This window comes from Mycobacterium sp. URHB0021, from assembly GCF_054057895.1.
The window spans coordinates 4,100,357-4,126,685 of the sequence record NZ_JBSRZT010000002.1 but is presented as its reverse complement, the minus strand read 5'-3'; the positions used below and the strand labels follow the sequence as shown (position 1 = coordinate 4,126,685).

Below are 26,329 nucleotides of genomic sequence, written 5' to 3'. Positions count from 1 at the left end.
GTCTTAACACGGTGAATCGCCGGCGCGTCTGACGGTCTTGGTGCGCATCAGAAAGTCCGCCAGGTATCCATCGTGCGGAAGCCCGGGAGCGGCCCAGTAGGTCGGGAAATTCCCGCTGTAGACGTTGGCCACGGTGGGCTCGTTGACCAGCTCGTCGATCAGGTCTTCGTCGCTGGTGATCACGTTGAGCACCAACGAGTCTCGCAGTGGCTGCACCCCGTCGGAGCGGGACCAGGGCGCCACCCAGACGCAGGGGAACGCGAGCTCGATGTTGAGCCTGTCGACGTCGGCGTCTGCCAGCAGGTGGACTGCCGGCCGCATCGCGGCCCGCCCATTCCCGACGTCGGCCACCACCTGGTCGGCCCCGAGGACCGGACGCGCTCCGACCGCCTTGGCCGAAAGGTATTCGGACATCGCCCGGGCCCGCGCGATCGGCAGTACCGGCAGGGTCGCCCGGTCGTCCTCGTTGCCCAGCGGTGGGATGGCCGCCAACCGGCCGGCGATCGCCTCGGCCAGCGGAGCCGCATCACCTTCGTACAGCACGGCGGTCGCGTTCATACAGGCCGTGCCGCCGAGCCCCGCGACGGAGTCGACGATCATATCGAGGTAAGCGCGCCAATCCATTTCGGCGGTGATCAGGATCTTCGACCGTCCGGGGCCGTTGACGAAGACGGTCGGGTCCCCCGCGAACGTGTCCAACGCGTCGGCACCTCCGTAGACCATGGCAAGGTCGGCGGCGGCGATCATCCCCGCAGCACCTGCATGGTCGGTGGGCAGATACGAAGCATCCTCGGGCCGAAAACCGGCTGCGCGCAACGCATTGATCAGCCGGTGTGCGGTGAACGGTTCGCGCCGCGAGGGGCGAATCGCCACCCGGTAACCCAAGGCGAGCGCCTGCGGCCACGACCCGTGCACACCCGGCGCATTACCCGAGGCGTTGACCGCGAAAACCTCACCGCGGCGCATCCACACCGCCCCTCCCGTGGACGGGTTCACCTCGCGCCACCTCATCACCGAGCCCGATGGGCGGGCTGATTTCACGGCAGCGAACGCCGAAGCCACTTCCTCGGCCACGTCGAGGGCTCCCGCCCGCGCCACCGCAATGGGCAAGCCCGACACTCGGCTGGCGAGCCGGACATAGCCGTCGAAGTCGATGCCGTCGAGTCTGCGGCTGGTGAAGATCTCGGCCGCCTGAGCGAGCGCCCCTTCTCGCTGCGCACGCGGCAGTGGCCGGACCTTGCGCTGCATACCGACGGTGCGCGCGACGTAAAGCGCTGGAACGAGACACAGTTCGGCAAGCGGCACACCTGCGGTGTCCTTGATGATCTCGCGGTTGCGCGTCCGGTAGACACCTTGCGGACCGAGCGCCGGCAACTGCACGAGATTGCTTGCCGTCGGTGTACTCACCGGATCACTTGTGGCCACCATCAATAAACCCCTTCGATGACCGCCTGGCCGTCGAACGTCGCCACCGGCGCGACGCCGCTGACCGAATCGCCGACCTGCCCATCCTGGCCCGGCAGCCGGATGGCGTTGTCGCGTTCGAGATTGTTCGGGATGAACATCCCCTTGCTGACATGGTTCATCACGATCCGACCGCGTTCACCATAGGGCACCTGCTCGCCGGTGTCGGGATCGACCACCCAGAAAACGACATAGGGTGTGCGGGGATCGAATACGAACGAGTCGCTGTCAGCGTTCGGGTTCCGCGTGCTGCCTTGCGCGAGAATCATGGTGCTGCCGAAGGCCATGGTGATCGTCGCCGCCGGGAAGATCTCGCGGAACAGGTCGTAGGTATCGGCGTCGACATGCGCACCCGAGAGCAGGATGAAGCGCACCTTCTCGCAGACCAGCCGGGTGAGGACGTCATCGCGGGCGATGGCATCCAGCAAAGGTGCGGTGGTGTGCAGGTTGATGATGTCTTGGCTCTGCAGAATGAATCCGACCTGCTCGATGACATGGGCGACGTAAGCCGACAGCTCCCCGGCCGCGCCCCTGGCGGCCAACTTCTTGGCCCAGCGGGGATCCAGGTCGACCAGGTGGCAGGTCGAGCCCAGCCGTGCCGACACCGCACGTGAGAAGTGGCCGACGCCGTGCGGCCCGCACGGCATCACGCATAAGAAGCCGCCTTGGGCGATGAATCCTCCATTGCGGAAATCCTCGGTCTGCCAACGGATCACCTGCTCGACCCAGTCCAGCAACTGCACCGTGCGCTTCGGTGCGCCGGTGGTGCCGCCTGACTCGAAGATGAGCGGCACCGGTGCCGGTGACCCGTAGCCGCGGGGAATCAGGTCGTCGACGGGCACGGTGCGTAATTCGTTGACGAGATTCGGAAACAGCCGTAGATCCGCGAAGGTGTTGATCTCCGTCAGCGGGTCGAAGTCAAGGTTCTTCGCGGTGCGCAACCAGTACGGCGAGCCGGTGTCCTCACCGAAGTGCCACGCGACCGCCGCCCTCAGATATTCGTTCGGTTCGCCGATCGACGCCTCGGATGGCACGTCCAAGAGCGAGAAGTCGACATCTGCCATAGCACTCATCCTGTCGATGCGTCCGGGGTTGTGCGATGAATAGCGGTGATGTTCACCGTATTGGCAACCAGCGCTTGTCCTGTCGACACATCGGGGGTGACGAATCAGCCGCGCAGTGATCGCGCGAGAGAGAAGAACTTCGTGAATCGTCGGGGTGAATGTGACGATAGCTCATGCCGGGATCGGCCCGACGATCGGTGATGGTGGTCGCGAGTCGAGCGCCGTCAGAAGGGTCGCCAGCGCTTGCGACCGTCCCCGGGTGTCGCGGAATTCGTGCCCGGCGCCGGTCGTGGCGAGGGGGCGACACTGACGGGTGCCCGGGTGACGGGCGTGCGGGTGACACCGATCTCGATCTCCGGTCCGTCGGCATCGTCCGGCGGGGCGTAGCGGGGGATAAGGGTCCGACCCGGTAACCGCCGGTGCGGTCGGGGGCCCGGAGCGGTCGGGGCTTGGCGGAGGCGGCGGGGCAGAGCGCTCGGTGGACCGGTCCCTGCCGCGGGCTTGGTGCTGAGCGTGGCACTGTTCGCGGGGAGTCGGCGCCACGGTCGGTGACTCCTCGACGGACACGGAGCGAACCACGCCACACGGTGAGGACCACCACCGCGGTGGCGGCAACGGCCGTCGCCGCGGCCAGTGCGATCGCCACCCGCCTGCTGCGGTACCAGCGACGCGGTGTCGGCCTGAACGTCAACGTCGTGCCGATGCGGACGTCCGCCGTCGGCGCTTCGTCGGTTATGGCAATCGGCCCCGTCGCCGGCTCATCATCGAAGCGCTCGTCGGCACGCCACGGGCCGCCAGTAGCGATAGCAACGCCGGCTTGCGGCTCGAAACCATGGAAGATCCGTGTCCGTTGCATGGCACGGCGAATCTGCCGACGTTGCCTGAGCCGATCGACGAGAACCACACACGGCTGACCGCCGGGGTGTGACCCGTCCCGCGAAGTCGCAGACCGATCATGCCCGACGGAGGTAGCGTTCGGCGAACCGGCGCAGGATGGCCGGGGGATATTCGATACTCCGTTGCCGCGCGGCTGCTTTCAGCGATTCGGCCGCCTCGGGAGCAAAATAGCCGTAGTCCTTGTAAACGTTGATCCGGGTGGACATGCCGTCGAAGTCGAGTTCGGGGTGGAACTGCGTGGCATACACGTTGTCCCCCACCCGAAACGCCTGGACCGGACAGTCGGGTGAGGACGCCAGACAGACAACATGCGCGGGAAGGGACGCGGCCGCCTCTTTGTGGCCGCCGAATGCATCGAAGACCTCGGGCAGGTCGGCAAACAGCGGCTCGTCACGTCCGGCGCGGTTGAGGGTGATCGTGACGGCTCCGACCGGCTCCGGGTAGGTGCGGTCGATGGTCGCTCCGATAGCCGTGCCGAGGGTGCCCGCGCCGTAACAGCAGCCGAGAAAGGGAAAGTCACGCTCCACGATCCGGCCGATCAAGGGCAGGAGCTCGGATTCGACCCGCCGTTGGGTCGCCGACTTCTCGTCGACAGGGTCGCTGACGTTGTAGGGGCCACCACCGAGGACGATGCCAGACCAATCGGCCAAGTCGATCGGCCCTAAAGGCTGGTGGGTCAGGCGAATACGATGCATGCCGCGCTCGTCGAGCCCGGCGAAGCGCATCATCGCCGAGTATTCGTCATCTGCCGCTTCGTCCTCGGCGCGGATGGACAGAAGCAGGAACGGAGCGACAGAGGCTGTCGGGTCTATGGGGTCGATGGGCATGCCGTTTCGTTCGACGAGTTATCAGTCATTCATCTCACGGATTTCGGTGTGCCTGGCGCCGATCCTGCATATTGGCCGCCTCAGCCGGGCGGCGGGGGAGGCGCGGGCGGTGGTGGTGGTGGTGGTGGTGGTGCGGCCGGGAAGGTGATCGGCCCGAGGCCTGGTATGTCCAAAATGTTTGGTGGCGGTGTCGTCTCCGGCGGAGGGCCGGGGGCTTCGTTTGGTGGTGGCAGCGGCGGCGGTTCGCTGGTGGTCGTCGTCGCCACGGTCGTGGTCGTGGTCGGCGGGGCGGCGGAGGTGGTCGGTGCCGGCGGGCTCGGGGTGAACGCCGGCGTCGGGGTCGAGACCGTGGTCGTCGGCTCGCTGGTCGCCGGCACGGGACTCGGGGGACTCGGGGTCGCTGCGGGAACGGGCGTTGAACGGCCCTTGGCGCTGCCCGTCGACGCTACCCAGCTCCGGTCGGGGCGCGTGGTGCCGATGCGGCACGACACCTGACGACTGCCCGCCGACCAGCTCGCCGGCGTGATCATGGTGTAGTGCACGCTGAAGGCGGTGTCGGCCAGCGTGGTCGGCGCGAGGTAGGCGTTGGTGATTCGCGTGCAGGCGTCATTGAGGAAGGCGTCCTGGTCTGCCAATTCGGGTGGCGAGTCACCGAACCTGTCGGCCAGGTTCGCCGTGCCGGTGATCTCGGCCGCGTGCGGCCCGGCACAGTCGACGGGAATGTCGGTCGGCCGCCCAGTGGCCTCATCGAGGCTCAAGCACGTGCCGGGAGCCCACGTTTTGGACTGATCGGCATCGGCCACCTTGCCTTTGAACGGCATGGGTCGACCATCGGGACCGAGCAGTTGCAGTCCGCACAACAGCCGGCGCTCCGGTGATTCCGGTCCTGTGCCGTCGCCCGGCCACAGCACACCGACGGTGAACTTGCCGTCGGGATCGTATCGGGGTCCGAGATAGCGCTGCACGGTCAGCTGACACGGCTCTTGGAAATGATCCATATCCACCGCCGCCGCGACCTCGAACAGATGGTCGTCCCTGCACAACACGAAACTGGGCTTGTCCGGCTGGTTGTCCGGCCACGTGAGGCAATCCCCGGCCTTCGCGTTACCGAACACCACCGTCGCGCGGTGCACACCGGCGTCCACGGGCCCCGACGAGCGCCCGTCATCGTCGTCGCGAATCTGGAGTACGGCGACGACACCGGCCACCAGCAGCCCGGTCAGCGCCGTGATGAGCAGCTGGCGGGGCGACGGTATCCGCGACTGGCTCCGGCCCTGCTGAGCTGGAGGTGGTGTCGGACGGGTGGTCAACGACCGCTCACGATCGATCGCGTCCAGCGTTCTGGCAAGGTCGTTTTCCTCCTCCCGCAACGGCGAGGTCGGGAGTTTGCCAACCACGGTAATCAACGATGGCACAGCCGACGTCGTCGCGCCATCCGATACTGCCCAACATTGCCAAGCTGTCGCCGACCCGTTACCTACGCCTCGGCCGCATTCACGTACGGCGACCCATTCATGTTTGCTGGCCGCGAATTTCGCAGTGGTTACTGGCTCGGTCCCGACAATGGCGGCGCAGGAGGAGGCGGCGGCGGGACCCGCGGGTCCGCGACGCACACCCCGGTCTGGGTGTCGAGCGCACGACCGGGCAGGCAGAACGGCGCGCAGCCGTAGATGACGCCCGTCTCCCCGGGCGCACACGCGGAGGCGGCCGGCGGCGTGACGACGGTGATCGCTGCCATCGGCGTTGCGGCGAGCACTGCCACTCCCACCGCCGCAACGACCTTCGAACGCAGAACCACGCCGGCTCAGTCCTCCTTGCGGATCAGTCGGCCGAGCGCCGCGCGGTCCGGCGCCAGCAGCTCGTCGATCCGGGGCTGGTTCACATCGGCGACGATGATCTCTCCCACTTCCTGATACACGTCGCGGAAGATGCCGTGGGCCTTCATCTTCTCGGTCTGATAGATGTTGTCCTCGGTCGGTGTCACGTAGTACACGATTTCGGGCTTGAAGCGATGGATCAGCCACAGGTGGATGACGTCCATCAGACGCTTCTTACGCAGTTTCTCGGCAAACGTGTTCTGGTCACGCACGGTGAGGATGCTGCGACCGTGCCGGTCCTTGATGGGATCCACGACGACGTTGGCCAGCGGGTCGTCGCCGTCGCCGTAGATGCCGAGGTCGAGCACATCGGACCCGGCGCGCCGTGGGCGGAGCTGCACCCTGAGTTTCTCGCCGAGCTGATAGTGGTCGCTCCACAGCGCCAGCCACTCCTCCAGCAGCTTCTTCGGCACCTCGGTCTGCACCAGATGCTGATGCTGGGTGGAGCCCGCACCCATCGCCTTGGTGGTCGCCGTGCGCCCAGACGAGGCGGCCAGCGCGGCATCGCTACGCGGTCCACCTACCAGGGTTTGCGGTGTGCGGTAAGGAGACTCGACGAGGCGCATCTTGCGTTGCAGGCGCGCAAGCGCGAGCATGCCCTCCTGCCGCAGCGAGGTGGCGAATTCCTCGCAGGCGACCCCGTCGACCTGATGCCCGCCGTAGGTGATGAAGTTGAAGACGAACCCCAACTTGCCGAGTTCCTCAGGAAACAGCCGCATCTCGTCGTCCGTCATGCCGGTGGTGTCCCAGTTGAACGAGGGGGACAGGTTGTAAGCCAGCATCTGCTCGGGGAAGACGGCGTGGATGGCGTCGGCGAATTGCTTCGCGTCGGCCAGGTCCGCGGTTTTGGTCTCCATCCAGAGAATGTCGGCGAACGGCGCTGCCGCCAGCGATTTGGCGATGGCATAGGGGATTCCGCCGCGGATCTGGTAGTAGCCTTCCGGCGTCTTCGCCCGTTCGCAGTCCCACGCGACGTGGGCGCCGAGCTCCTTGGCCTTCTCGCGCGCGGAGTAGAGCGACGCCGTTGCGGCGAACTTCCGCCAGTCCGCAGCGCTCGTCTCGGCCGGCTCGCCCTCCCGCTCGCGGAAGTCGAGCAGGTCCCCGACGGCCTCACCGTAGGTTTCCAGTCCGGCCTCGACCTGCCACACGTCGACGAATTGGGACTCGACCTTGTCGAACAGGGCATCCACTGAGTCCGCGGTGCCGTCCTGCCACGCCTTGGCGGCCTCGGCGATCGCGCCGTGAATACCGTGGCGCTGAAGCCATGCGTCGGCCGCGGCGTACTCGCCGTCGGGAAGCGCATAAAGAAGATGTCCGTTGAGGTCCGTGACTCCCGAGTCGTAGAACCGTCGCATCATCGCCAGGAAGCAGGCCTTGTACGAGGGAATCTTGAGGTTGGTGGCGCCGAGGAGGAACGGCTGGTCGCGCTCATCGGCGCGGCTGTCGAGTAGGTTGGCCGCCTCGGCGTCCGTACGGGCCACGATGATTCCCGGCACCCGCATGATGTCGAGCTGGAAGCGTGCGGTGTTGAGGCGTTTGATCTGTTCGTCGGACGGGACCAGAACCTTGCCGCCCTGATGGCCACATTTCTTGGTGCCGGGGCGCTGGTCCTCGATGTGATAGCCGGGCACCCCCGACTCGACGAATCGGCGGATCAGATTGCGGACATGCGGATCGCCACCGTGACCGGTGTCGGCATCGGCGATGATGAAGGGCCGGTAGTCGAATGCCGGCGTCGCCGCCCGCTGCGCGTCGTTCATCCGTAGCCGGAGATACTGCTGGTTGCGGTCCGCGGTGAGCAGCGCGCGCACCAGGCCCGCCGCCTCGTCAGGCACCTGGCTCAGCGGATAACTCGCCAGGTCGGGTCCCGGGTCCTCGCTGATGGAGCCCTTCGCCGAGGTCGCCCAGCCGCCGAGGTAGATGCCCTCGATGCCCATCCGCTTCATCACCACGGCCTGGCCCGGCGAATAGGGGCCGAACGTGGTGATGCTCTTCTTCTGGGCGAACAACTCGCGCAGGCGCGGGTAGAAGGCCTCCGCGGCTTCCCGTGCCACGGTGTAGTCCGACGGAATCGTGCCGCGCTGTTCCGCGACCTGCCGCGCCGAATACAAGCGGATGATCCCCTCGAAACGCGGGCTGTCGAGGTACCGCTGGGTGGCGGCGACGTCCTGGTCAAACGGTGTCTGGGGCTGTGCATCCGTTTCGATGATGGCCATCGGATTGACGCTCCTGTTCAGCGCGGGGTTTGCCGTTCACGGTCCGGGGACTGGACCACTACTGATCCGACGATACGGCGCGGATTTCACCCGCGATGGCGTAATGACCGCGGCAATCACAGCAAAGCGAAAGAGGCCGCCGTCCGTGACCGGCGCGGCGCTGAACCCGCTACTAGCGGTTTGGCTGGCTCTGAGACAGACCGATGCATGCCCCCAGGTGCTCTGGGGTGCAGGGAATGCCGTCCACGGTCGCAAAGGGACTGCCCGGCGGGGGCCCCGGCAAATCGGGGGCATTCACCGACGGGGGCGAGTTCTGGATGCCTCCCGCGACGCCGCTGGTGCACACACCGCTGAACCGGGTGGGCACGGTTCCATACGGGCAGCCGTCGGCTGCCGCCGGGGATGCAACGGCCAACGGCCCGACGAAGATTGCGGCCACGCCGCCGGCGATCAGAACTTTGCGCCTTGCCGTCATCTTCGCCCGCGCGTCACTCACGTCGCACACGATACTGCGTCAACTCGGCGCACTGGGTTTCGGCGGCAGGATCTCGGGACGCAGGTAGCCGATCAGACACAGACAAATGAGCGCCATCGCCACCACCGGCCATCGCAGCGCTACCAGCGCCGCGACCACGAAGACACCTATCGTGACGAACGATCTCATCCGCAACAGCCTGCGCATGCGCTGTGTGACGTCCTCATGCGCGGGCCGGTCGACCGCTTCCCAGCACAGCGCGAGGTAGGTGACGTTGACGACGACGAACACCGCTGCATACATCGCCACCGGCGCCGCGGCCAACCTGCTTTCGGCAAGCCACTCCGTGGTGAACGGGATCAGCGATACCGAGAACAGATGTGCGAAGTTCGACCAGACCAATTGCGGTGTCGCCGTCTCGGCGTAGCTGAACAGGTGGTGGTGGTTGATCCAGACGATCGCGATGAAGAAGTAGCTGACCGCGTAGCTCAAGCCCGTGGGCCACAGCGGCAGTAGGGCGCTGAACGTGTCGGCGCTCGGCGGTTTGAGTTCGAGCACCAAGATGGTGATGAGCACCGCGAACACGCCGTCGGAAAAGAGACTGAGTCGAGCCGTATCGGTTCGTCGCTGTGCCACCCGTACCTCCCGACCCTGACCCCGGTTGCGTCGACGGCCGCCTGCTGATGCTAGCGAAACCGCAACCGCCTTCAGGCAATTGATCGCCACGATCACGACCGGTAACTGTTGGGTCACAGTACGAACAAGCATTTCTCGGCTAGCTGGGCCGATGCGGATAATCAGCGAACACCTGTTGCAAAAGTGGCTATTGTGACTGTTGTGAATTGATGGCGGCGACGCGGTTCGGTTTGCCGCAAGCACTGCAGCATGGAAGTCGGCGAGTGGGTCGCCGCGCAGAGACCCGATAGGGGTGGAGTTCGACATGAGACGCGTCTGGGCTGTCGCGATTAGCTTGGTCCTGCTGGCGGGGACGCCGGGTCTCGCGACCGCGGAGCCGAGCGCCTGGCAGGGCAGCAGGCAGCAGGCCATCAACTATGTGATGCAACGCGCGCTGTCGCAGCGCGGCGTGCCGTACACCTACGGTGGCGGCGGGGTCTCGGGTCCCACTCGCAGGCCCGAAACCATCCAGCCGCCCAGTGCCGTACCGAATGCGGGCGCCGTGCCCGACGCCGCGGCCGTTTCTGGCACATCCATCTTCCCCAGCAACGGCACGACCCCCGGGACATCGATTTTTCCCGGCACCGGCGTCGAACCTCTCGCCGCGGCCCCTGATCCCACCGCGAACACCGTCGGCTACGACGCATCGGGCCTGATCGTGTACGCCTTCGCCGGCGTCGGGATAAAGATGCCCCGTTCGTCGGGCGAGCAGTACAAGGTCGGCCGTAAGGTCCTGCCGTCACAGGCACTGCCCGGCGATCTGATCTTCTATGGGCCGGAAGGAACCCAGAGCGTCGCGCTGTTCATCGGGAACGGACAGATGGTGGAGGCCACCGATCCGGTCGTCACGGTGTCGCCGGTGCGCACCAACACTATGGCGCCATATCTCGTCCGCATCATCGACGCGTAGCGCCCTCAAAGGTCTGCCGGTCCCGTGGAATTAATTCCGTTGTGTCGTGCCACTGTGCAGCCCACAATTGGGTGCCACGATGACTCCAAGAAAATTGCAGGACGAAGACGACGTTCGACAGCGAATCGACAAGCTGGCCGCCGCGATTCGTGACACGGATCTCGACCGAGTCATGGCGTGCTACACGCCGGACGTCGTGTCGTTTGACGTTGAGGCACCGCTTGCGCACGTGGGGGCGGCGGCCAAACGCCGGAACTGGGAGCGCGTATTTGCGGCCTATCGGTCTCCGCTCGGCTACCAGATTCGGAACCTCTCCATCACGGTCGGTGACGATGTCGCTTTCGCGCACAGTCTCAACCGGCTCGCCGGCACGTTGACCAACGGTGTCGCGACCGACGGTTTCTGGGTCAGGGCAACCGTGTGCCTGCGCAAGATCGACGATGACTGGCTCATCGTCCACGACCAGGCATCGGTCCCCCTGGACCTGGAAACGGGCTCGGCTTCACTGCATCTCGAGCCGTGATGGCGGTCCTGACTCCGCAGCACCACGACTTTCCGCGGTGGTACCAAGATGTGTTGACCAAGGCGAAGCTGGCCGAGAACGGGCCGGTGCGCGGAACCATGGTCATCCGGCCCAACGGTTACGCGATCTGGGAGCGGATGCAGCAGGAGATCGACGCCCGGATCAAGGCCGCGGGGGCACAGAACGCGTACTTCCCATTGCTGATCCCGATGCGGTTCTTCGAGCGCGAAGCGGAGCACGTCGAGGGCTTCAGTCCTGAGCTCGCCGTGGTGACTCACGGCGGAGGCAGCGAATTGACCGAGTCGCTTGCCATCCGCCCGACGAGCGAAGCAGTGATCGGTGAGTACATGGCCAAATGGATCGACAGCTACCGCGATCTACCGCTGCTGCTCAATCAGTGGGCCAACGTGGTCCGGTGGGAACTGAGACCACGAATATTTCTGCGCACCACAGAGTTTCTGTGGCAGGAAGGGCATACGGCGCATGCCACCGAAAACGAGGCGCGGCAATATGCCAGGCGGATCCTGCATGAGATGTACCAGGATTTCATGCGCACCGTCCTTGCCATGCCCGTGATCGTCGGCCGCAAGACTGCCAAAGAGCGATTCGCCGGAGCGGAGAACACCATGACCTGTGAGGCTGTCATGCGCGACGGAAAAGCACTGCAAATGGGTACCTCTCACGAACTCGGCCAGAGGTTCAGCCGCGCCTTCAACATCGGCTATTCGACCGCCGACGGGACAACCGAGCTGTGCTGGACCACCTCCTGGGGCGCATCCACGCGCATGCTCGGGGGGCTGATCATGTGTCACGGTGACGACTTCGGGCTTGTTCTGCCGCCCGCACTCGCGCCGGTGCAGGCCGTCGTCGTAGTGGTCAAGGATGCCGACGGTGCGGTTTCCCGCGCGGCCGGGTCGGTAGTCGAGGCGCTCGAACGGCACGGTGTCCGTGCACGTCTCGACGACGGCGTCGCCCAGGCCTTCGGCTGGCGGGCCACCGAGTGGGATCTGCAGGGCGTGCCGATCAGGGTGGAACTCGGTCCGCGCGAACTCGCAGCCGATACGGCGACGCTGTACCGGCGGGACAGCCGCGACAAGACCGCGGTGCGCATCGAGGACATCGCCGACGAAGTGCGACGACTGACAGTTCGTATCCAGACGGACATGCTCGCCGCCGCCACGCAGCGCCGCGATGCGTTCATCTCCGACTGCCGCACGCTCGAACAGGCTCGTGAGGCGGCCCAGGAGGGCGTCGCCCGCGTTCCGTGGCAGGTGATCGGCGCCAAGGGCGAAGAAGAGCTCGCCACGGAAGCCCTCACGGTGCGGTGCCTGCAGCGGGACGACGGGTCAGTGCCCGAAACGGATTCTGATGCAGGAGCGTTCGCGTACGTTGCACGAGCCTACTGACGTCTGAAGTCGGCTACACCGCGAGAAGGCGGCCGACCTGATTCTCGGCGCGATATTCGATCACTTCGCGGTCAGCTTGCGTTAGACAGCCATGTCCTGAAAGGGAGGCCTGCATGTCCGATAATTCGATTAGCACCGCTGACTACATCGTCGTCGGCGCCGGCTCCTCGGGCAGCGTGGTTGCGCGACGCCTCCTCGAGGCCGGGTTCAGCGTCCACGTGATCGAAGCCGGTCCAGCCGACCTGAATCCGAACATTCACAGCCTTCAGGGCTGGCCGGCGCTGTTCCACAGCCAACAGGACTGGGCTGTGATGACGACACCGCAGCAGTACGCCGGCAACCGGTCGCTGCACTGGCCGCGCGGCAAGGTGCTGGGCGGCAGCAGTTCGCTGAACGGGCTCATCTACGTGCGCGGACACCGCAGTGACTACGACGGCTGGGCGGCGGAAGGGTGCGCCGGCTGGGACTTCGCCAGCGTGCTGCCTCTCTTCCTGCGTTCCGAAGATCACGTCGACGGCGCAAGCCATTGGCACGGCACCGGCGGGCCACTGCCCGTCGAACGCATCACGCAACCGCATCCCACGTCGGAGGCTTTCGTCGAAGCCGCATGTGCACTGGGTTATCCGGCGAACGACGACTTCAACGCCGGCGAAATGACCGGAGCGGGCTTCAACCACATCACGGCCCGGCACGGCCGGCGGGCAAGCGCTTGGCAGAGCTTTATGGCGCCCGTGCTCGATCACCGCAAGCTCACCGTCACCACGAGTGCGCTCGTGCACCGGGTGCTGGTGCATGACGGCCGGGCCATCGGCGTCGAATACTCCCTCGACGGATCCGTGCACCGGGCGCACGCAGAAGCCGAGGTGGTCCTCAGTGCGGGCACCATCGGCTCACCGAAGATCCTGATGCTCAGTGGCATCGGGCCGGCACCGCATCTGCGGCACATCGGCGTCCCGGTCGTGGTGGACCTGCCCGGCGTAGGGGAGAACCTGCACGACCATCTCTTGGTGAGCGGTGTCTACGAGGCATCGAGGCCACTGCCGCCCGGTCACCACAATCTGCTGGAGAGCCAGCTGTTCACCACGAGTTCCGGATGGCCCGGCCCGGGTCCCGACCTCCAACCGGTGTTCCTGCACATCCCGTATCCGGCAGAGAGCTACCCGGTTCCCGAACACGGATACACCATCGCTCCGGGGATCGTGCGGCCGCAGTCCCGAGGCACCCTGCGGCTGGCATCCGGCGACCCCGCCGCCGCGCCGCAGTGCGATCCGAACATCTTGGCCGAGAGCCGGGACATGGACGCACTGGTCGACGCGGTGGAAATCTGTCGCGAGATCGGTGCGGCGCCGGCCTTCCGGGCGTGGCGCAAGGCGGAGGTCGCGCCGGGACCGGACGCACGCACCCGCGAAGACCTGCGTCAGTACATCCGACGGGCCGTCGGCACCTATCACCACCAGGTCGGCACCTGCCGTATGGGGATCGATAGCGGCGCTGTCGTCGGCCCGGACCTGGCGGTGCGCGAAATCAGCGGATTGCGCGTGGCCGACGCCTCGATCATGCCGTCGGTGACGTCCGGCAACACCAACGCACCGTCGATCATGATCGGCGAGAAGGCGGCCGACCTGCTCCTCGAGCGCGTCAGCGTCACCGCAGGCGCTTCGATCGAAACGGCACATCGCGGCGTTGTTGAACAGGGGTAACGACAGACGACTGGGAGTGGACTCGGAGTGGACACAGGGCACGCCGGTGATGGCCATCTGGATGGCCCGGCGATCTGGGCCCGGGTCAACGAAGTCGACCCCGTCGTCCGCGAGCACACCAGGCAAGCGGAGGTCGACCGACACCTGAGCAAGCCGGTGGTGGACGCCCTGCGGTGGGCCGGTGTGTTCCCGGATGGCGATGCCAATCGCATGGGGTGGACGGGAGCTCCGATGTGTGCAGTCACGGCGTGGTGCGCCATGATCGGCGCGAAAGCGGCTTCTTCGCTTTGTATCTGGGCAATTGGGTCGCGCGCGTCCTGTACCCCGGACTGGACATGATCACCGCCGAGCTCGGGGCCTCGCTCGACCCGATCGGGCTGGCCGGAACACAGGATCGCGCTGCTGCCTACCGAGCAGTGGGAGGTGCTCGAAACCTGGATCCCGACGGTTTGGGATGCCGCTCGGCACGGCTGCCGGGGCGCGCTGCCGCGATGATCGGGTCGTCGCGCAGTTACGTCTTCGACACCCTCGGTGAGATGTTGGGGGTGGTCTGGAGCACTGTATTTCGGCAAGCAACCACCGGTCGCCGCGTACTGAAAACGGCGCCGGATTTGGCGGACCGGCATCGAACGATGGCGAATTCACCTGGCTTTGACGGCCATATGGCGATCGCCGAGGCGATGTCGCCGGGAGGGGTGCACTGATGGTGGTGGCGAATACGGTGGCGTCGGACTGGCACCTGTGGCTCGGATTCGCCGGTGCGGCGACGGCGATCGCTTTCTCACCGGGTGCCGGCGCGATTCAATCGATGGCTTCCGGCCTCACCTATGGACCGCTGCGGGCGTACTGGAGCATCGTCGGCCAGGAGCTCGGGCTGATGTTTCAATTGGCCTTGGTAACAGTCGGTTTGGGTGCTGTCGTAGCCCATTCGATTGCGGCATTCACGGTGATCAAGATCGTCGGGGTGGCCTACTTGCTGTACCTCGCGGTCCGGCAGTGGCGCGCGTCGTCTCATGGTCTGCGGGCCCGGATCGGCGACAGTCCGTCGCGCGCGGGGCTGCCCTTGTTGGCGCGCGGCTTCCTGGTGAACGCGACGAATCCGAAAGCCTTGGTGTTCTACCTGGCTGTCGTGCCGCAGTTCATCGCGCCGACGGCGCCACTGCCTTCGCAGTACGTGGTGATCGGCGTGACGTTCGTCGCGGTGGACTTCGTCGTGATGGGCATCTACGCCGGGTTGTCCGGGCGGTTGCTGAGCGTGATCGGCGCACGGGGAGAACTGATCGTGAATCGCTTCTTCGCGAGCCTCTTCGCCACCGCCGCCGTGGTACTCGCTCTGGTGCGACGCAGCGGCGCTGCCTAGCAATCCACCCCGGGGGGTGCTCGGCAAGTCAAGGTGGCATGGCAGCATCGCGCGGGTGGCGAACACACCGGCGGAGGCCCAGCGTTTGCGTGACCTTAAACTGCTGCGGCGCGTACGTGACCGGATGGACCGCGAGTACGCGCAGCCGCTTAACGTCGAGGCGCTGGCCCGCGATGTGAACATGTCGGCCGGGCACCTGTCGCGCCAGTTCAAGGTCGCCTATGGCGAGTCGCCGTATTCGTATCTGATGACGCGGCGCGTCGAGCGGGCGATGGCAATGCTGCGCCGCGGGGATCTCTCCGTCACCGAGGTGTGCTTCGCCGTGGGTTGCGCTTCGTTGGGCACCTTCAGCACCCGCTTCGCCGAATTGGTGGGGATGTCGCCCAGCAGCTATCGCGAACGGACAGCCGGCATGACGGAGGGGCTCCCATCATGCGTGGAAAAGCAGGTGACCAGACCGATCAGGAATCGAGAAGCACCGATCACCGGGATGCACCTAGCGTGACCGTCATGGACATCACCATTCACTCGAGCTTCCTGCCGCACGACGACCCGGAAGAATCGCTGGCGTTCTACCGCGACATTCTGGGCTTCGAGGTCCGCCTCGACGTCGGCGGCGGCACAATGCGCTGGATCACCGTTGGCCCCCCGAACCAGCCCGACACCTCGATCGTGCTGTATCCGCCGACCGCCACCCCGGGCCTGACCGACGACGAACGCCGCGTCATCGCCGAGATGATGGCCAAAGGCACCTACGGCACGCTGCTCCTGGCCACGAAGGACCTCGATGGCACGTTCGAGCGGCTGCAGTCGGGTGAGGTCGAGGTGGTCCAGGAGCCGACTGAGCAGCCCTACGGGGTCCGCGACTGCGCCCTGCGCGATCCCGCGGGCAACATGGTCCGCATCCAAGAATTGCGCTGAGCTTGCGTCAAGAAGGAGCTACAACCATGGCGAAGACGACTAGGGACGATGCCTCCGCACTGATCGATGCGAGGATCAAGGAGCTGGGTGACTGGCGCGGCGACCTGCTCGCACGGATCCGCAAAGTCATCAAGCAGGCCGACAAGGACGTGGTCGAGGAATGGAAGTGGCGGGGAGTCCCGACCTGGTACCGCGACGGAATGATCTGCACCGGTGAGACGTACAAGGACAAGGTCAAAGTGACCTTCGCCAGGGGCGCGTCGCTGGACGATCCATCGGGCCTCTTCAACTCCAGCCTCGACGGCAACACCCGGCGCGCGATCGACATCGGTGCCGACGACGACTTCGACGAGAAGGCGTTCAAGGCGCTGGTGCGTGCCGCCATCGAACGGAACACCGAACTCAACGCGGAGCAATGAACCTGCCGACGGCCACGACCCCATCTGCGTCACCGGCGCGCGCGAAAACAACCTCAAAAACGTCGACGTCGAACTCCCCAAGCGCAGGCTGTCGGTGTTCACCGGCGTCTCCGGCTCGGGCAAGAGTTCGCTGGTGTTCGACACGATCGCCGCGGAGTCTCAGCGCCTGATCAACGAGACCTACAGCGCTTTCGTGCAGGGGCTTCATGCCCACGCTGGCCCGACCCGAGGTCGACGTCCTGGAGGGGCTGACCACCGCGATCATCGTCGACCAGCAGCGGCTGGGTGCCGACCCACGCTCGACAGTCGGCACCGCCACCGACACCGGCGCGATGCTGCGCATCCTGTTCAGCCGCCTCGGAAAGCCGCACATCGGCTCTCCGCAGGCGTTCTCGTTCAATGTCGCGTCCATCAGTGGAGCGGGTGCTGTCACGATGGAACGCGGCGGTAGAACCGTGAAGGAGCGTCGCGAATTCAGCGTCACCGGAGGCATGTGTCCGCGCTGCGAAGGGCGCGGCTCCGTCGACGACATCGACCTCACCGCACTGTACGACGACAGCAAGTCGCTCAACGGCGGCGCGCTGACCATCCCCGGCTTCAGCATGGACGGCTGATACGGCCGAATCTTCAACGGCTGCGCCCTTTTCGATCCCGACAAACCGATCTGCAAGTTCACCAAGAAAGAACTGGATGCTCTGCTCTACCAGGACGCGACCAAGCTCAAGATCGACGGCGTCAATCTGACCTATCAGGGACTGATCCCTCAGATCCAGAAGTCGTTCCTCGCCAAGGACATCGAGGCGATGCAGCCGCACATCCGTGCCTTCGTGGAGCGGGCGGTCACATTCACCACCTGCCCGGAGTGCGACGGCACCCGGCTGTCAGAGACAGCCAGGTCATCGAAGATCGAGGGCGTCAACATCGCTGACGTCAGCGCTATGCAGATCAGCGATCTCGCCGAGTGGGTCAAGGGCGTCGCTGACAGGTCTGTAGCGCCGCTGCTGTCCGCGCTGCGGCATACTCTCGACTCGTTCGTCGAGATCGGGCTGGGTTATCTGTCGCTCGAGCGCCCGGCGGGCACGCTGTCGGGTGGCGAGGCCCAACGTGTCAAGATGATTCGTCACCTCGGATCGTCGCTCACCGACGTCACCTATGTCTTCGACGAGCCGACGATCGGTCTGCACCCTCACGACATCACCCGGATGAACGGCTTTCTGCTGCGGCTGCGAGAGAAAGGCAACACCGTGCTGGTTGTCGAGCACAAGCCTGAAGTCATCGAGATCGCCGATCACATAGTCGATCTCGGCCCCGGAGCCGGCGCGGCAGGTGGTGAGGTAGTTTTCGAGGGCACGGTCAACCAGCTCCGCAAGAGCGACACCATCACCGGCCGCCATCTCGACGACCGCGCCTGCCTGAAGACGACTGCACGCAAGTCGACGGAGGCACTGCAGGTTCGCGGCGCCGGCAACAACAACCTGCTGACCGGCCAACACCTCGCCGTCTACGTCGGCCAGGAGCAATCACAAGATAAGCGCTCGGGTGCGCAGTTGAAACCTATGTGGCTCGCGAAGCGCCGCCCGTCAGGGTCAGGGTCCGCGGGCACTTCATTGCGGCGAAGGAGTGCTGAGACAGCTTGAGCTGGAGGCGGATTGGCTCGACGTCCGGTTCTGCGCCGCCGAGGACGACGAAACGTTTTATGCCGGCCTCCGGGATGCGCATGTAATTTGGCGCGTACGCCCGGAATGGCGATCGCTTGCCGAGTTGCTGGCCGTCAGCGACATCGTGTCGCTGCATCTCCCGCTGACCGATCGCATCCATCACCTGCTCGACCGCGCCGCGGTGGCGTCGATGAAGCCCGGTGCCCGTCGGCCCGTTCCTCGAGTGCGCGGAAATCTGAGCCCGCGACGCCATCATCGATCTCGGCGATCCCGCATCTCATAGGCGAGGCAGCGAGATGACCGAATCCGGCGGTGGCCTGGCTTACTGGCCACCGCCAGATCCGTGAGTCTCAGACGCAGAGATTGAACAGGCAGACCCCACCGTTGGGCTCCCAACCGCCGTTCCAGCCTCCCGGGAAGGGTACCGGCGGACCGGGGGGCGCCCAACCGGCCTGACCGGGACCGCCCCATCCTGGACGACCACCCCATCCGGGTCGGTCGCCATGCCACGGCGGTGGACCGGGCCGCCAATCGGTGGGTACCGGACCGAGGCCCGGACCCGGGTCGGCATTCGCTACGCCGGCCCCGACCACCACGGCACCTGCTGCAAGTCCGCCTGCGACTGCCACGCCGGCAACGATCTTGGTGAGCTTCATCGTCGATCAACTCCTTCGTCGTATATGACGGCAGGGCACCTGTCGTCAGCCACTGGCGGGCACTGCCTGTTGGTCGACGGTGTCGACAGTGGCGTACCACCATGATCGTTAGCCAAGTTAAGTACCAGCTGTGCACAGCTTCAGCGTCGGCTATTCGTTTCGTCTCGTTTCGTGGGTCAGACACGCAATCCCCGAACAGAGCAGCGTGCGACCGCGATGTCTAGGCTGCATGCCATGTCCGTGGACCGCCCAGCCCTGATCGCGGGCGGTATCCGCCTGGCATCAGGTATTTCGTTTCTCGTCGATCCGCTCCGCGCAAACCGCCGGTGGGGAGATCCCGAAGAGCCCGCCCCCACGGCGCGGCTCTTGTTGCGCTCCATGGGTTATCGCGACGCCCTCATCGGCGGAATGCTGGTGTCGGCGGCCGTTCGCGGCCAGGACACCCGCGGCTGGTTCCCGGCTTCGGGCGGGCCGACGCGGCCGACTTGTTGGGCGGCATGAGTATCCATCACGAGATGAAGCGCTCGCAGCGGATCGTCGGGCTCGGCGGCGCCGTCATAGGCATCGGTGTCGGCGCATGGGGCGCGACTCGCCGCCGTCGAGAAGGCGCGTAGCGCGTGCGATGGATCGTCGATGCCATGAACGTGATCGGCACGCGGCCGGACGGCTGGTGGAAGGACCGCCACGGCGCGATGGTCAGGCTGGTAGATCTCCTGGAGCGGTGGGCATCGACTCACGGGCGCCGCGTGACCGTGGTGTTCGAGCGTCCGACATCGCCGCCGATCGAATCGGCAGTGGTCGACATCGCACATGCACCCAGGCCGGCGGCGAACTCCGCCGACGATGAGATCGTCCGGCTCGTCGAGGCGGACGACCGACCTCGCGAGGTCACCGTCGTGACATCGGATATCGCGCTGGCCGACCGCGTCCGCAATGCCGGCGCGTCGGTGTACTCGGCCGCAGCCTTCCGCAACCTCATCGAACCGCCCCGCGAATGAACCGCTCAGCGTCGCGACTCGTGCCATCGGGGTAGCTGCGTCTAACCAAGGACACCGATGTACGCCCGGCGCGACGCGCACGAGGAGTCAACGCGCTGGCGTTGTCACCCTGGTTCTGGGTTTCGTGTTTCCACTCGCAGCTTGCGCGGACCAGGGAACGCGGCGGTGGGCTGGCGCTGGTGGGCATGGCGCTCGGCTATCTCGTGCTCGGGTTGTCGGTGCTTTTTCTCGTCTTTGTCACCTTCGGTTTCGGGGCGAGCGTGCTTGGCTCCGGTGGCCAATCGGGCGGATGACGGACGGTGGTCGCGGTACGGTGCGGACCGGTGATTCAAAAACGACGAGCGGGGAACAGAAGATCCGTGACTACCGCCGGGTCTTCGTCGATGGCAACGCGGGCCGGAACGCAGGTGATCCCGACGCGTTGCGGGCACTCACCGTTCCCCGGCGGTTGGTCTGCAATCCATGGCGTGTCGCAATGAGACGTCACCGAGGGTGCGCCCTGGGTGCCATGACCTGCGTTTTAGCATGTCTGGCGCCCGGGCTGGCTGCGCATGCCCATGCCAGCCCCTTCCAGACCGCGCAGCTGGATTTCGGGGGAATGCCGCGAACCTACAGCGTGCATGTGCCGGCCGGCATCGAGCGTCCGGCGGGCCTGGTCATCAACCTCCACGCCGCCGGCGCCACCGGCCAGGACCAGGCCGCGCTGACCCACTATGACTCGGTTGCCGACGCGCACGGCTTCGTCGTCGCTTACCCCGATGGGATCGATTTCAGCTGGGCCGACGGTCGCGGCGCCTCGGAGCCCGACCGGCGGGCAGTCGACGACGTCGGATTCATCTCGGCGTTGGTGGGCAAATTGGTCGCCGACTTCGGCATCGACCCCGGACGGGTGTACGCCACCGGCTTGTCGGCCGGCGCGTTCATGACCAACCGGCTGGCGTGTGAACGTGCCGACCTGTTCGCGGCGATCGCACCGGTAGCGGGCACGCTCGGGGCGAACCTGGCGTGCAATCCGTCCAGACCGGTGGCCGTGCTGGAGACACACGGGACAGCCGACCCGGTCGTGCCATTCGACGGCGGTGCCATGACAGGCCGTGGCGGTGCCAGCAATATCCTTGCCGCGCCCGCGATGGTGGACCGTTGGCGGCAGGTCGACGGCTGTCAGGGCGCCCCGGTCGAGGAGGTGCTGCCGGATTCCGCTGACGGCACGCAGTCCCACCGCTTGACGTACTCGGCGTGTGCGGCCGGGACGGACGTCGTCTTCATGCGTGTCGACGGCGGCGGTCATACCTGGCCGGGCGCCCCGACGATCCTCACCGAGGTCGGCCCGACGGCCCGGGCGTTCGACGCCTCGGAGGCGTCGTGGCAGTTCTTCAACGCTCACGCACGTTAGGCGTCGGCTGGCGCATCGTGGGCACGGTAGAGAGCTTCTAACACAACGTAAGTCAGCGTCATGATGATGCTGTGATATAGCCCACCGAGCCCAGCATGGCGACGGGGTGATGACGTGATGACACTGGCTCAGGTGGCAGTGTCAGACCAGCCCGCCGTCAAACCCACTCCGGCGCAATGGCTTATTCGTCAAAGCGGCATTCGCAACCGGTTCATTCCGGTTGGCAAGTTTGACCATTGGGTGACCCATCCGCGGGCGCCCTATTCCGGCCGGCCCGCGAAACGGCTCCTCCGCAGGGTTGACGTGTCGCGCGCTGATGTTGCCGGTCTGCCGGTGTATGAAGTCACGCCCCGGCTGTCGGATACCCGGCGACTGAACGGCCATCTCGTGTACTTGCACGGTGGCGCGTACGTGATGGATTTCATCCCCGGTGTGCATTGGCCGGTGGTCGCACGGTTGGCCTGCCTCCTGCGCCGCAGTATCACGGTGCCGATCTATCCGCTTGCTCCGGAATACAATTACCGTGCGGTGTTTCCGTTCCTGCTGAAGGTCTACCAGGGCATCGTCGACCACCATCCGCCGGATTCCGTCGTATTCGCCGGCGACTCGGCCGGCGGAGGAATGGCGCTGGCTCTCTGCCATGCGCTGCGCACCGCCGGCCTTCCTCAGCCACGCGATGCTCTGTTGCTGTCGCCCTGGATGGATGTCGCCTTCTCGGATCGAGCCGTAGACGCGGTGGCACTGATCGATCCACTGCTCAACGTCGATCACCTACGATCCGCGGGGCTTCGGTACGCGGACGGCGATCCGCTGGACTCGCCCCTCGTCAGTCCGGGAGCCGGACCGCTTGCGGGCCTGCCCCGATTGACGATCTTCACCGGCACCCGTGATGTGCTCAATCCCGATACTCGGGCGTTCCGCGCGCGGGCGGCACTGGAAGGTGTCGACGTCGGTTGGCACGAGCGCGAGAACGGCGCGCACTGTTGGATGTTTTTACCCGGGCAAGCTTCACGTGAGGCCTTCGACATCATGCGCCGCACCGTCGAGTGATTCTCGGTCGGCGAGCGTCGTATGACTAGCTCTCGTTCGCACCGACTCGGCGGCGCGCATAGGCTTTGAGTTCGGCCGAGAGCGTATCGGCCTTCAGCAGCTGCGCAACCAGATCAGGTTCGGACATTCGGGCTCGAAACACCAGGTTTATCGTCACGTCGTGTTCTGGGCGGTAGGCGATGGAGATCTCGTCACCAGCCCGTACCGTCCCGGGGGAGATGACCCGTAGATACGCTCCGGGTATCGCCGCCTCGGTGAAGGTCTTGATCCAGTTGTCCAGCTGCAGGAACGCCGAGAAGGTACGGCATGGCGTGCGGGGTGCGGACACTTCGAGCTCCAGGCCGTCGGTACCGACTCGCCAGCGTTCACCGATCCGGGCGTGGGTCACATCGACACCGGAGGTGGTGAGGTTCTCGCCGAACATTCCGTTGGTCAGCGGGCGCGCAAGGTGCGTTTCCCATGCGTCGAGGTCCTCCCGCGCGTACGCGTAGACCGCTTGGTCGTCACCGCCATGAAGCTTGTGGTTGCCGATCGTGTCGCCGATCAGGCCGCTGCCGCGGCCGCCTTTCATCGGCCCAGGCGCCGAGACCATCACGGGCTCACCGGCTGCGGCTTTATCGATACCCGTCGGCCTCCTCGGTGCATCCGGATTAGCCCGGACACGTGCCAGGTTGACAGACAACACATTTGCCATCAGCCAATGGTAACGGGTCATCACACACGGTTACGAATGACCATTCCGCGTAAAAGGAATCGACATCATCGGCGTGGCGTTAGCTACGAACGGCCAGGCTCTACAGGCCGGTGTAGATCTGGGCACGTCGGCAAACTACCGCCGTCGCGAAAGCGGCATCCACACAACAGAATCAGGAAAGGCCACAATGCGACTTCAAACTGCGGTCACGTCCATGCTTCTCCTGGCCGCGGTGTCTGCCGCCGGCGCACCGGTTGCCGAAGCCGACGCACAGAGCCCGCTGCTCCCGCTGGTCGACGCCGCCGCGCAACGCCTGCAGACCGCAGACCCCGTCGCAGCCTCCAAGTACCGAACCGGGGGCCAGGTCGACGATCCACAGCGCGAGCAGCAAGTGATCGACGCGGTCACCGCGGATGCCATGGCAAAGCACATCGACCCGACCTATGTGCACGATGTCTTCCGCGATCAGATCGATGCCACGGATTCCGTGGAGCACAGCCGGTTTGCGCAGTGGAAGATCGATCCCGGCGCCGCCCCTGCCAGCGCTCCTGATCTGTCGACGTCGCGGACCACGATCGACAACCTCAATCAGACGATGGTGGATGAGATCGCGAAGCAGTGGACTGTATTGCACTCGCCGTCGTGCCCAGCCGATCTCGGTCACGCCGTGGATGCAGTCGTCAAGACAAGGAATCTCGACCCCACCTATCGGCAGGCTCTGGCGTACGCGACGCATTCGTACTGCCGGTAGATCACTCCGGATCGACCAGAGGGAACCCATATGGCAGGTAGTTCTGAAGAGAACGTCGCGCTGAGCGGGGAACCCGTGTGGCTGAGGGGTACCGAAGGCGAGGCGATGGCGATCCGCGTCGACAGCCGATCGACCGCGGGCGCAACGAGGTCGTGCTCGCCGGGCAGTACCGCATCGCCATCGGCGATGACATCATCGGAGCCCGGCCCGGGACTCGTGCGACCGCCCCCAGGAATACGCCTGACAGCTGGCGAAACATCGCAACGGGTGAGGGCCGGCTGCTGATCGTCGTCACACCGGGTGGATTCGAACAACCCGTCCTCGAGCTTTCGGCACGATATGGGTGCGAAATCCTCGGGCCGCCTACGGTGTAGCTGCACGACCCCGTGACTCGACAATTCACGAAGGGCCGACATATGCCAATGGTGAGGGTGTCCTGGGTAACCGGACGAAGCGCCGAACAGAAGAAGCAACTCGCAGCGCGCATCACCGTCGCCGTAGCCGAGATCGGGGATGTCTCCGCAAAGAACGTCTGGGTCGTTTTCGACGATGTGGATCCACAGAACTGGGCCGTCGAGGGCCGCCTGGTTGACGAGACCTGAAACCCGCAAGGCAACAACGGCTCTGATCGCTACGAAGACATTCCGAATCAACCCACATCGTCGAACAGGGGAGCGGATCAGGGGCCACGGATAGTCGGGAACCTTCGCAACACCGTGCGATCAAGTTGACGGTGCACGGTCTGATCGCTGGTCCGCGTTTCCATCGCCGGGGTCGCACCGGATTCGGTTGGCTGAGTGAGCGAGATCGTGTTGTTGCTTCGGGACGCCGCCGAGCAGGCACAGCTCCTGCTCGCGGAGTTGTTGACGCCATAACCCGGCGCCGAGTCCGCGGCGCGCATCGGATTCGAGCCGGTCCTGATCCCCGGCACACAACAAGGACTGCTCACTCATCCCGATGAGGTGTCCCGGGCGATCCTGACGTAACGGTGACCGCCGCGGAAAACCGGTCCGCCAGAGACAGAAACGGGCTAGGGTGCCGACCTATGCATGCGACGCCGCCCGCGGCTGTTCGGGTCAGGTGTGCGATAGCCGGAGCTCGTGACACCTTCCGCATCGCCGGCCTCACCGCGTGCGTCGCCGTGTTGCTTGCGGGTTGCGCGTCCACGTCCGAAACGGCGACCGTCGCATCTCCGGGCCCGACGACCGCCACCACGTCTGCCCGGCCGGGATCTGCGTTGAAGCCGATCGATCCGGCCGCCTTTCAGGCTGTTGTCGACGCAGCGGCCAAGAACATGATGGTGCCCGGCGCGGTGGTGGTGGTGCGCACACCGCAAGGGACGTACACGGCGGCCTCGGGCACCACCGAGGTGGGACAGCAGACCCCACCCGACGCCAATACTCATTTCCGGATCGCCTCCAACACCAAGACGATGACGTCGGCCCTGATCCTGCTGCTTGCCCAGGACGGCAAACTCAAGCTCACCGACACGGTCTCGCAGTACGTGCCAGGTGTGCCGAACGGCGAGCACATCACCATCACAGACCTGTTGAAAATGCGCAGTGGCCTCTTCAACTACACGGCCGCGCCGGAGCTTTCCGCGAATCTGGACGCAGACCCGGCCAGGGTCTTCACCCCGCAGCAGGTGCTGGCGATCGCATTCCAGCACCAGCCGTCCTCGCCGCCCGATGCCACCTACGAATACAACAACACGAATTACGTGCTGCTGGGTCTGGTCGCCGAGAAAGTCGGTGGACGGCCGCTCGCGCAACAGCTCGAGGATCGCTTGTTCGGCCCGCTCGGTCTCGCGCAGACGTCGCTTCCGGCGGTCGACGACACCGTCATCCCCAGCCCTTTTTCGCATGGCTACATGTACGGCGGAACCATCTACGCCCTCGCTGACGATCCCTATCCCGCTGACATGGCGTCCGCCGCGCGGGCTGGATCACTGAAGCCCCTCGACTACACCAACCAGAATTCGTCGTACGCCCGCGCGGCCGGCGGCGCCATCTCGACGGCCGATGACGTCGCCACATGGATAAGCGCCCTCGTTTCGGGCAAGGTCTTCAATCGCGACTACCAGCAACAATGGCTCACCAGCCTGCAGGCCGAGGATCCGGAGAATCCCGACGGGCAGCAGTACGGGTACGGGATCTCATTTCAACGATTCGGCCCCGCTGCCGCAATGTACTACCACGGCGGTGAGTTACCCGGGTTCAACTCGTTCATGGGCCACGACCCCGAGAACGAGGTAACGCTCGTCATATGGACGAACTTGACGCTGTCGCCCGACGGCAAGACGACGGCGAATGCGATGCTGCCGACCCTTCTCGATGAGATCTACGCCGGGTTGTCCCTGGCGACATCGACACCCACCACTACCGGTTAACCGGAG

General features: G+C 65.5%; 27 protein-coding genes and 3 pseudogenes. 21 read left to right on the top strand and 9 right to left on the bottom strand.

Annotated features, from left to right (window positions below; all coding sequences use genetic code 11):
* Positions 1–3 precede the first annotated feature (3 nt).
* The 6 genes from ACVWWN_RS22525 to aceA all read right to left on the bottom strand — a co-directional run bounded on the left by ACVWWN_RS22525 (position 4) and on the right by aceA (position 8,345).
* A complete protein-coding gene (locus tag ACVWWN_RS22525; RefSeq protein ID WP_457145829.1) occupies positions 4–1,428 on the bottom strand; it encodes an aldehyde dehydrogenase family protein in 1,425 nt (474 codons plus the stop codon).
* Positions 1,428–2,528, bottom strand: a complete 1,101-nt coding sequence (locus tag ACVWWN_RS22520; protein WP_457145828.1) for an AMP-binding protein — start codon at positions 2,526–2,528, stop codon at positions 1,428–1,430. Before ACVWWN_RS22520 ends, ACVWWN_RS22525 begins: the two co-directional genes overlap by 1 nt.
* A 953-nt stretch (positions 2,529–3,481) precedes the next feature.
* Positions 3,482–4,252, bottom strand: a complete 771-nt coding sequence (locus tag ACVWWN_RS22515; RefSeq protein ID WP_457145827.1) for a glutamine amidotransferase — start codon at positions 4,250–4,252, stop codon at positions 3,482–3,484.
* An 80-nt stretch (positions 4,253–4,332) separates the two neighbouring features.
* A complete protein-coding gene (locus tag ACVWWN_RS22510) occupies positions 4,333–5,649 on the bottom strand; it encodes a septum formation family protein (protein ID WP_457145826.1) in 1,317 nt (438 codons plus the stop codon).
* A 146-nt stretch (positions 5,650–5,795) separates the two neighbouring features.
* On the bottom strand, positions 5,796–6,050 hold the full coding sequence (locus ACVWWN_RS22505) for a hypothetical protein (protein WP_457145825.1): 255 nt from the start codon (positions 6,048–6,050) through the stop codon (positions 5,796–5,798).
* Positions 6,051–6,056: 6 nt separating this feature from the next.
* Complete coding sequence (gene aceA / locus ACVWWN_RS22500) at positions 6,057–8,345, bottom strand: isocitrate lyase ICL2 (RefSeq protein ID WP_457145824.1); 2,289 nt, start codon at positions 8,343–8,345, stop codon at positions 6,057–6,059.
* A gap of 236 nt (positions 8,346–8,581) precedes the next feature.
* On the opposite strand from aceA, the gene ACVWWN_RS22495 reads away from it, so the two are divergent.
* Positions 8,582–8,908, top strand: coding sequence for a hypothetical protein (locus ACVWWN_RS22495; protein ID WP_457145823.1), 327 nt, complete (start codon positions 8,582–8,584; stop codon positions 8,906–8,908).
* On the opposite strand, the gene ACVWWN_RS22490 is transcribed toward ACVWWN_RS22495, so the two are convergent.
* Positions 8,860–9,456 carry a TMEM175 family protein gene (locus ACVWWN_RS22490; RefSeq protein WP_457145822.1) on the bottom strand — a complete coding sequence of 199 codons (597 nt, stop codon included), beginning with the start codon at positions 9,454–9,456 and terminating at the stop codon, positions 8,860–8,862. The genes ACVWWN_RS22495 and ACVWWN_RS22490 overlap by 49 nt on opposite strands.
* A gap of 304 nt (positions 9,457–9,760) precedes the next feature.
* Between ACVWWN_RS22490 and ripD the strand changes: the two genes are divergently transcribed.
* The 11 genes and pseudogenes from ripD to ACVWWN_RS22435 all read left to right on the top strand — a co-directional run.
* A complete protein-coding gene (gene ripD / locus ACVWWN_RS22485) occupies positions 9,761–10,405 on the top strand; it encodes an NlpC/P60 family peptidoglycan-binding protein RipD (RefSeq protein WP_457145821.1) in 645 nt (214 codons plus the stop codon).
* A gap of 79 nt (positions 10,406–10,484) precedes the next feature.
* Positions 10,485–10,928 carry a YybH family protein gene (locus ACVWWN_RS22480; RefSeq protein WP_457145820.1) on the top strand — a complete coding sequence of 148 codons (444 nt, stop codon included), beginning with the start codon at positions 10,485–10,487 and terminating at the stop codon, positions 10,926–10,928.
* The gene (gene proS, locus ACVWWN_RS22475) at positions 10,928–12,334 is read left to right on the top strand and encodes a proline--tRNA ligase (protein ID WP_457145819.1); all 1,407 of its coding nucleotides are present in this window, start codon (positions 10,928–10,930) and stop codon (positions 12,332–12,334) included. The genes ACVWWN_RS22480 and proS overlap by 1 nt, the downstream gene beginning before the upstream one ends.
* Positions 12,335–12,447: 113 nt before the next feature.
* Positions 12,448–14,034 (top strand): GMC family oxidoreductase, encoded by a 1,587-nt coding sequence (locus tag ACVWWN_RS22470; RefSeq protein WP_457145818.1) that lies wholly within the window; start codon positions 12,448–12,450, stop codon positions 14,032–14,034.
* Positions 14,035–14,282: 248 nt separating this feature from the next.
* The gene (locus ACVWWN_RS22465) at positions 14,283–14,738 is read left to right on the top strand and encodes a hypothetical protein (RefSeq protein ID WP_457145817.1); all 456 of its coding nucleotides are present in this window, start codon (positions 14,283–14,285) and stop codon (positions 14,736–14,738) included.
* Entirely contained in the window at positions 14,738–15,394 is a 657-nt protein-coding gene (locus ACVWWN_RS22460; RefSeq protein ID WP_457145816.1) for a LysE family transporter, read from the top strand. Before ACVWWN_RS22465 ends, ACVWWN_RS22460 begins: the two co-directional genes overlap by 1 nt.
* Before the next feature lie 124 nt (positions 15,395–15,518).
* Positions 15,519–15,899, top strand: a complete 381-nt coding sequence (locus tag ACVWWN_RS22455) for a helix-turn-helix transcriptional regulator (RefSeq protein WP_457149233.1) — start codon at positions 15,519–15,521, stop codon at positions 15,897–15,899.
* A 5-nt stretch (positions 15,900–15,904) separates the two neighbouring features.
* On the top strand, positions 15,905–16,315 hold the full coding sequence (locus ACVWWN_RS22450; RefSeq protein WP_457145815.1) for a VOC family protein: 411 nt from the start codon (positions 15,905–15,907) through the stop codon (positions 16,313–16,315).
* 26 nt (positions 16,316–16,341) lie between these two features.
* Positions 16,342–16,734 (top strand): DUF1801 domain-containing protein, encoded by a 393-nt coding sequence (locus ACVWWN_RS22445; RefSeq protein ID WP_457145814.1) that lies wholly within the window; start codon positions 16,342–16,344, stop codon positions 16,732–16,734.
* Positions 16,691–18,212 (top strand): annotated as a pseudogene (locus ACVWWN_RS22440) (excinuclease ABC subunit UvrA); the annotation flags it as partial. The gene ACVWWN_RS22445 and the pseudogene ACVWWN_RS22440, both read left to right, overlap by 44 nt.
* A 265-nt stretch (positions 18,213–18,477) precedes the next feature.
* Positions 18,478–18,597 (top strand): annotated as a pseudogene (locus tag ACVWWN_RS22435) (NAD(P)-dependent oxidoreductase); the annotation flags it as partial.
* A 145-nt stretch (positions 18,598–18,742) separates the two neighbouring features.
* Here ACVWWN_RS22435 and ACVWWN_RS22430 read toward each other — a convergent pair.
* Positions 18,743–19,048, bottom strand: a complete 306-nt coding sequence (locus tag ACVWWN_RS22430; RefSeq protein WP_457145813.1) for a hypothetical protein — start codon at positions 19,046–19,048, stop codon at positions 18,743–18,745.
* Between the two features lie 234 nt (positions 19,049–19,282).
* Here ACVWWN_RS22430 and ACVWWN_RS22425 point away from each other — a divergent pair.
* The 5 genes and pseudogenes from ACVWWN_RS22425 to ACVWWN_RS22405 all read left to right on the top strand — a co-directional run bounded on the left by ACVWWN_RS22425 (position 19,283) and on the right by ACVWWN_RS22405 (position 22,489).
* Positions 19,283–19,662, top strand: a pseudogene (locus ACVWWN_RS22425) (DUF4267 domain-containing protein).
* A gap of 3 nt (positions 19,663–19,665) precedes the next feature.
* Positions 19,666–20,046: an NYN domain-containing protein gene (locus ACVWWN_RS22420; protein WP_457145812.1), complete on the top strand. Its 381-nt coding sequence runs from the start codon at positions 19,666–19,668 to the stop codon at positions 20,044–20,046.
* Positions 20,047–20,147: 101 nt separating this feature from the next.
* Entirely contained in the window at positions 20,148–20,339 is a 192-nt protein-coding gene (locus tag ACVWWN_RS22415) for a hypothetical protein (RefSeq protein WP_457145811.1), read from the top strand.
* A gap of 215 nt (positions 20,340–20,554) precedes the next feature.
* Positions 20,555–21,439, top strand: coding sequence for an extracellular catalytic domain type 1 short-chain-length polyhydroxyalkanoate depolymerase (locus ACVWWN_RS22410; protein WP_457145810.1), 885 nt, complete (start codon positions 20,555–20,557; stop codon positions 21,437–21,439).
* A gap of 132 nt (positions 21,440–21,571) precedes the next feature.
* Entirely contained in the window at positions 21,572–22,489 is a 918-nt protein-coding gene (locus ACVWWN_RS22405; RefSeq protein ID WP_457145809.1) for an alpha/beta hydrolase fold domain-containing protein, read from the top strand.
* Between the two features lie 25 nt (positions 22,490–22,514).
* On the opposite strand, the gene ACVWWN_RS22400 is transcribed toward ACVWWN_RS22405, so the two are convergent.
* Positions 22,515–23,183, bottom strand: coding sequence for an MOSC domain-containing protein (locus ACVWWN_RS22400; protein ID WP_457145808.1), 669 nt, complete (start codon positions 23,181–23,183; stop codon positions 22,515–22,517).
* Between the two features lie 187 nt (positions 23,184–23,370).
* Here ACVWWN_RS22400 and ACVWWN_RS22395 point away from each other — a divergent pair, with 187 nt between their 5' ends.
* From ACVWWN_RS22395 to ACVWWN_RS22380, 4 genes are all read left to right on the top strand, one after another.
* Positions 23,371–23,934: a chorismate mutase gene (locus ACVWWN_RS22395; RefSeq protein WP_457145807.1), complete on the top strand. Its 564-nt coding sequence runs from the start codon at positions 23,371–23,373 to the stop codon at positions 23,932–23,934.
* 77 nt (positions 23,935–24,011) lie between these two features.
* Positions 24,012–24,308, top strand: a complete 297-nt coding sequence (locus ACVWWN_RS22390; RefSeq protein ID WP_457145806.1) for a hypothetical protein — start codon at positions 24,012–24,014, stop codon at positions 24,306–24,308.
* A gap of 12 nt (positions 24,309–24,320) precedes the next feature.
* Complete coding sequence (locus ACVWWN_RS22385) at positions 24,321–24,536, top strand: tautomerase family protein (RefSeq protein ID WP_457145805.1); 216 nt, start codon at positions 24,321–24,323, stop codon at positions 24,534–24,536.
* Between the two features lie 443 nt (positions 24,537–24,979).
* Positions 24,980–26,323, top strand: coding sequence for a serine hydrolase domain-containing protein (locus ACVWWN_RS22380; RefSeq protein WP_457145804.1), 1,344 nt, complete (start codon positions 24,980–24,982; stop codon positions 26,321–26,323).
* Positions 26,324–26,329: the final 6 nt, after the last annotated feature.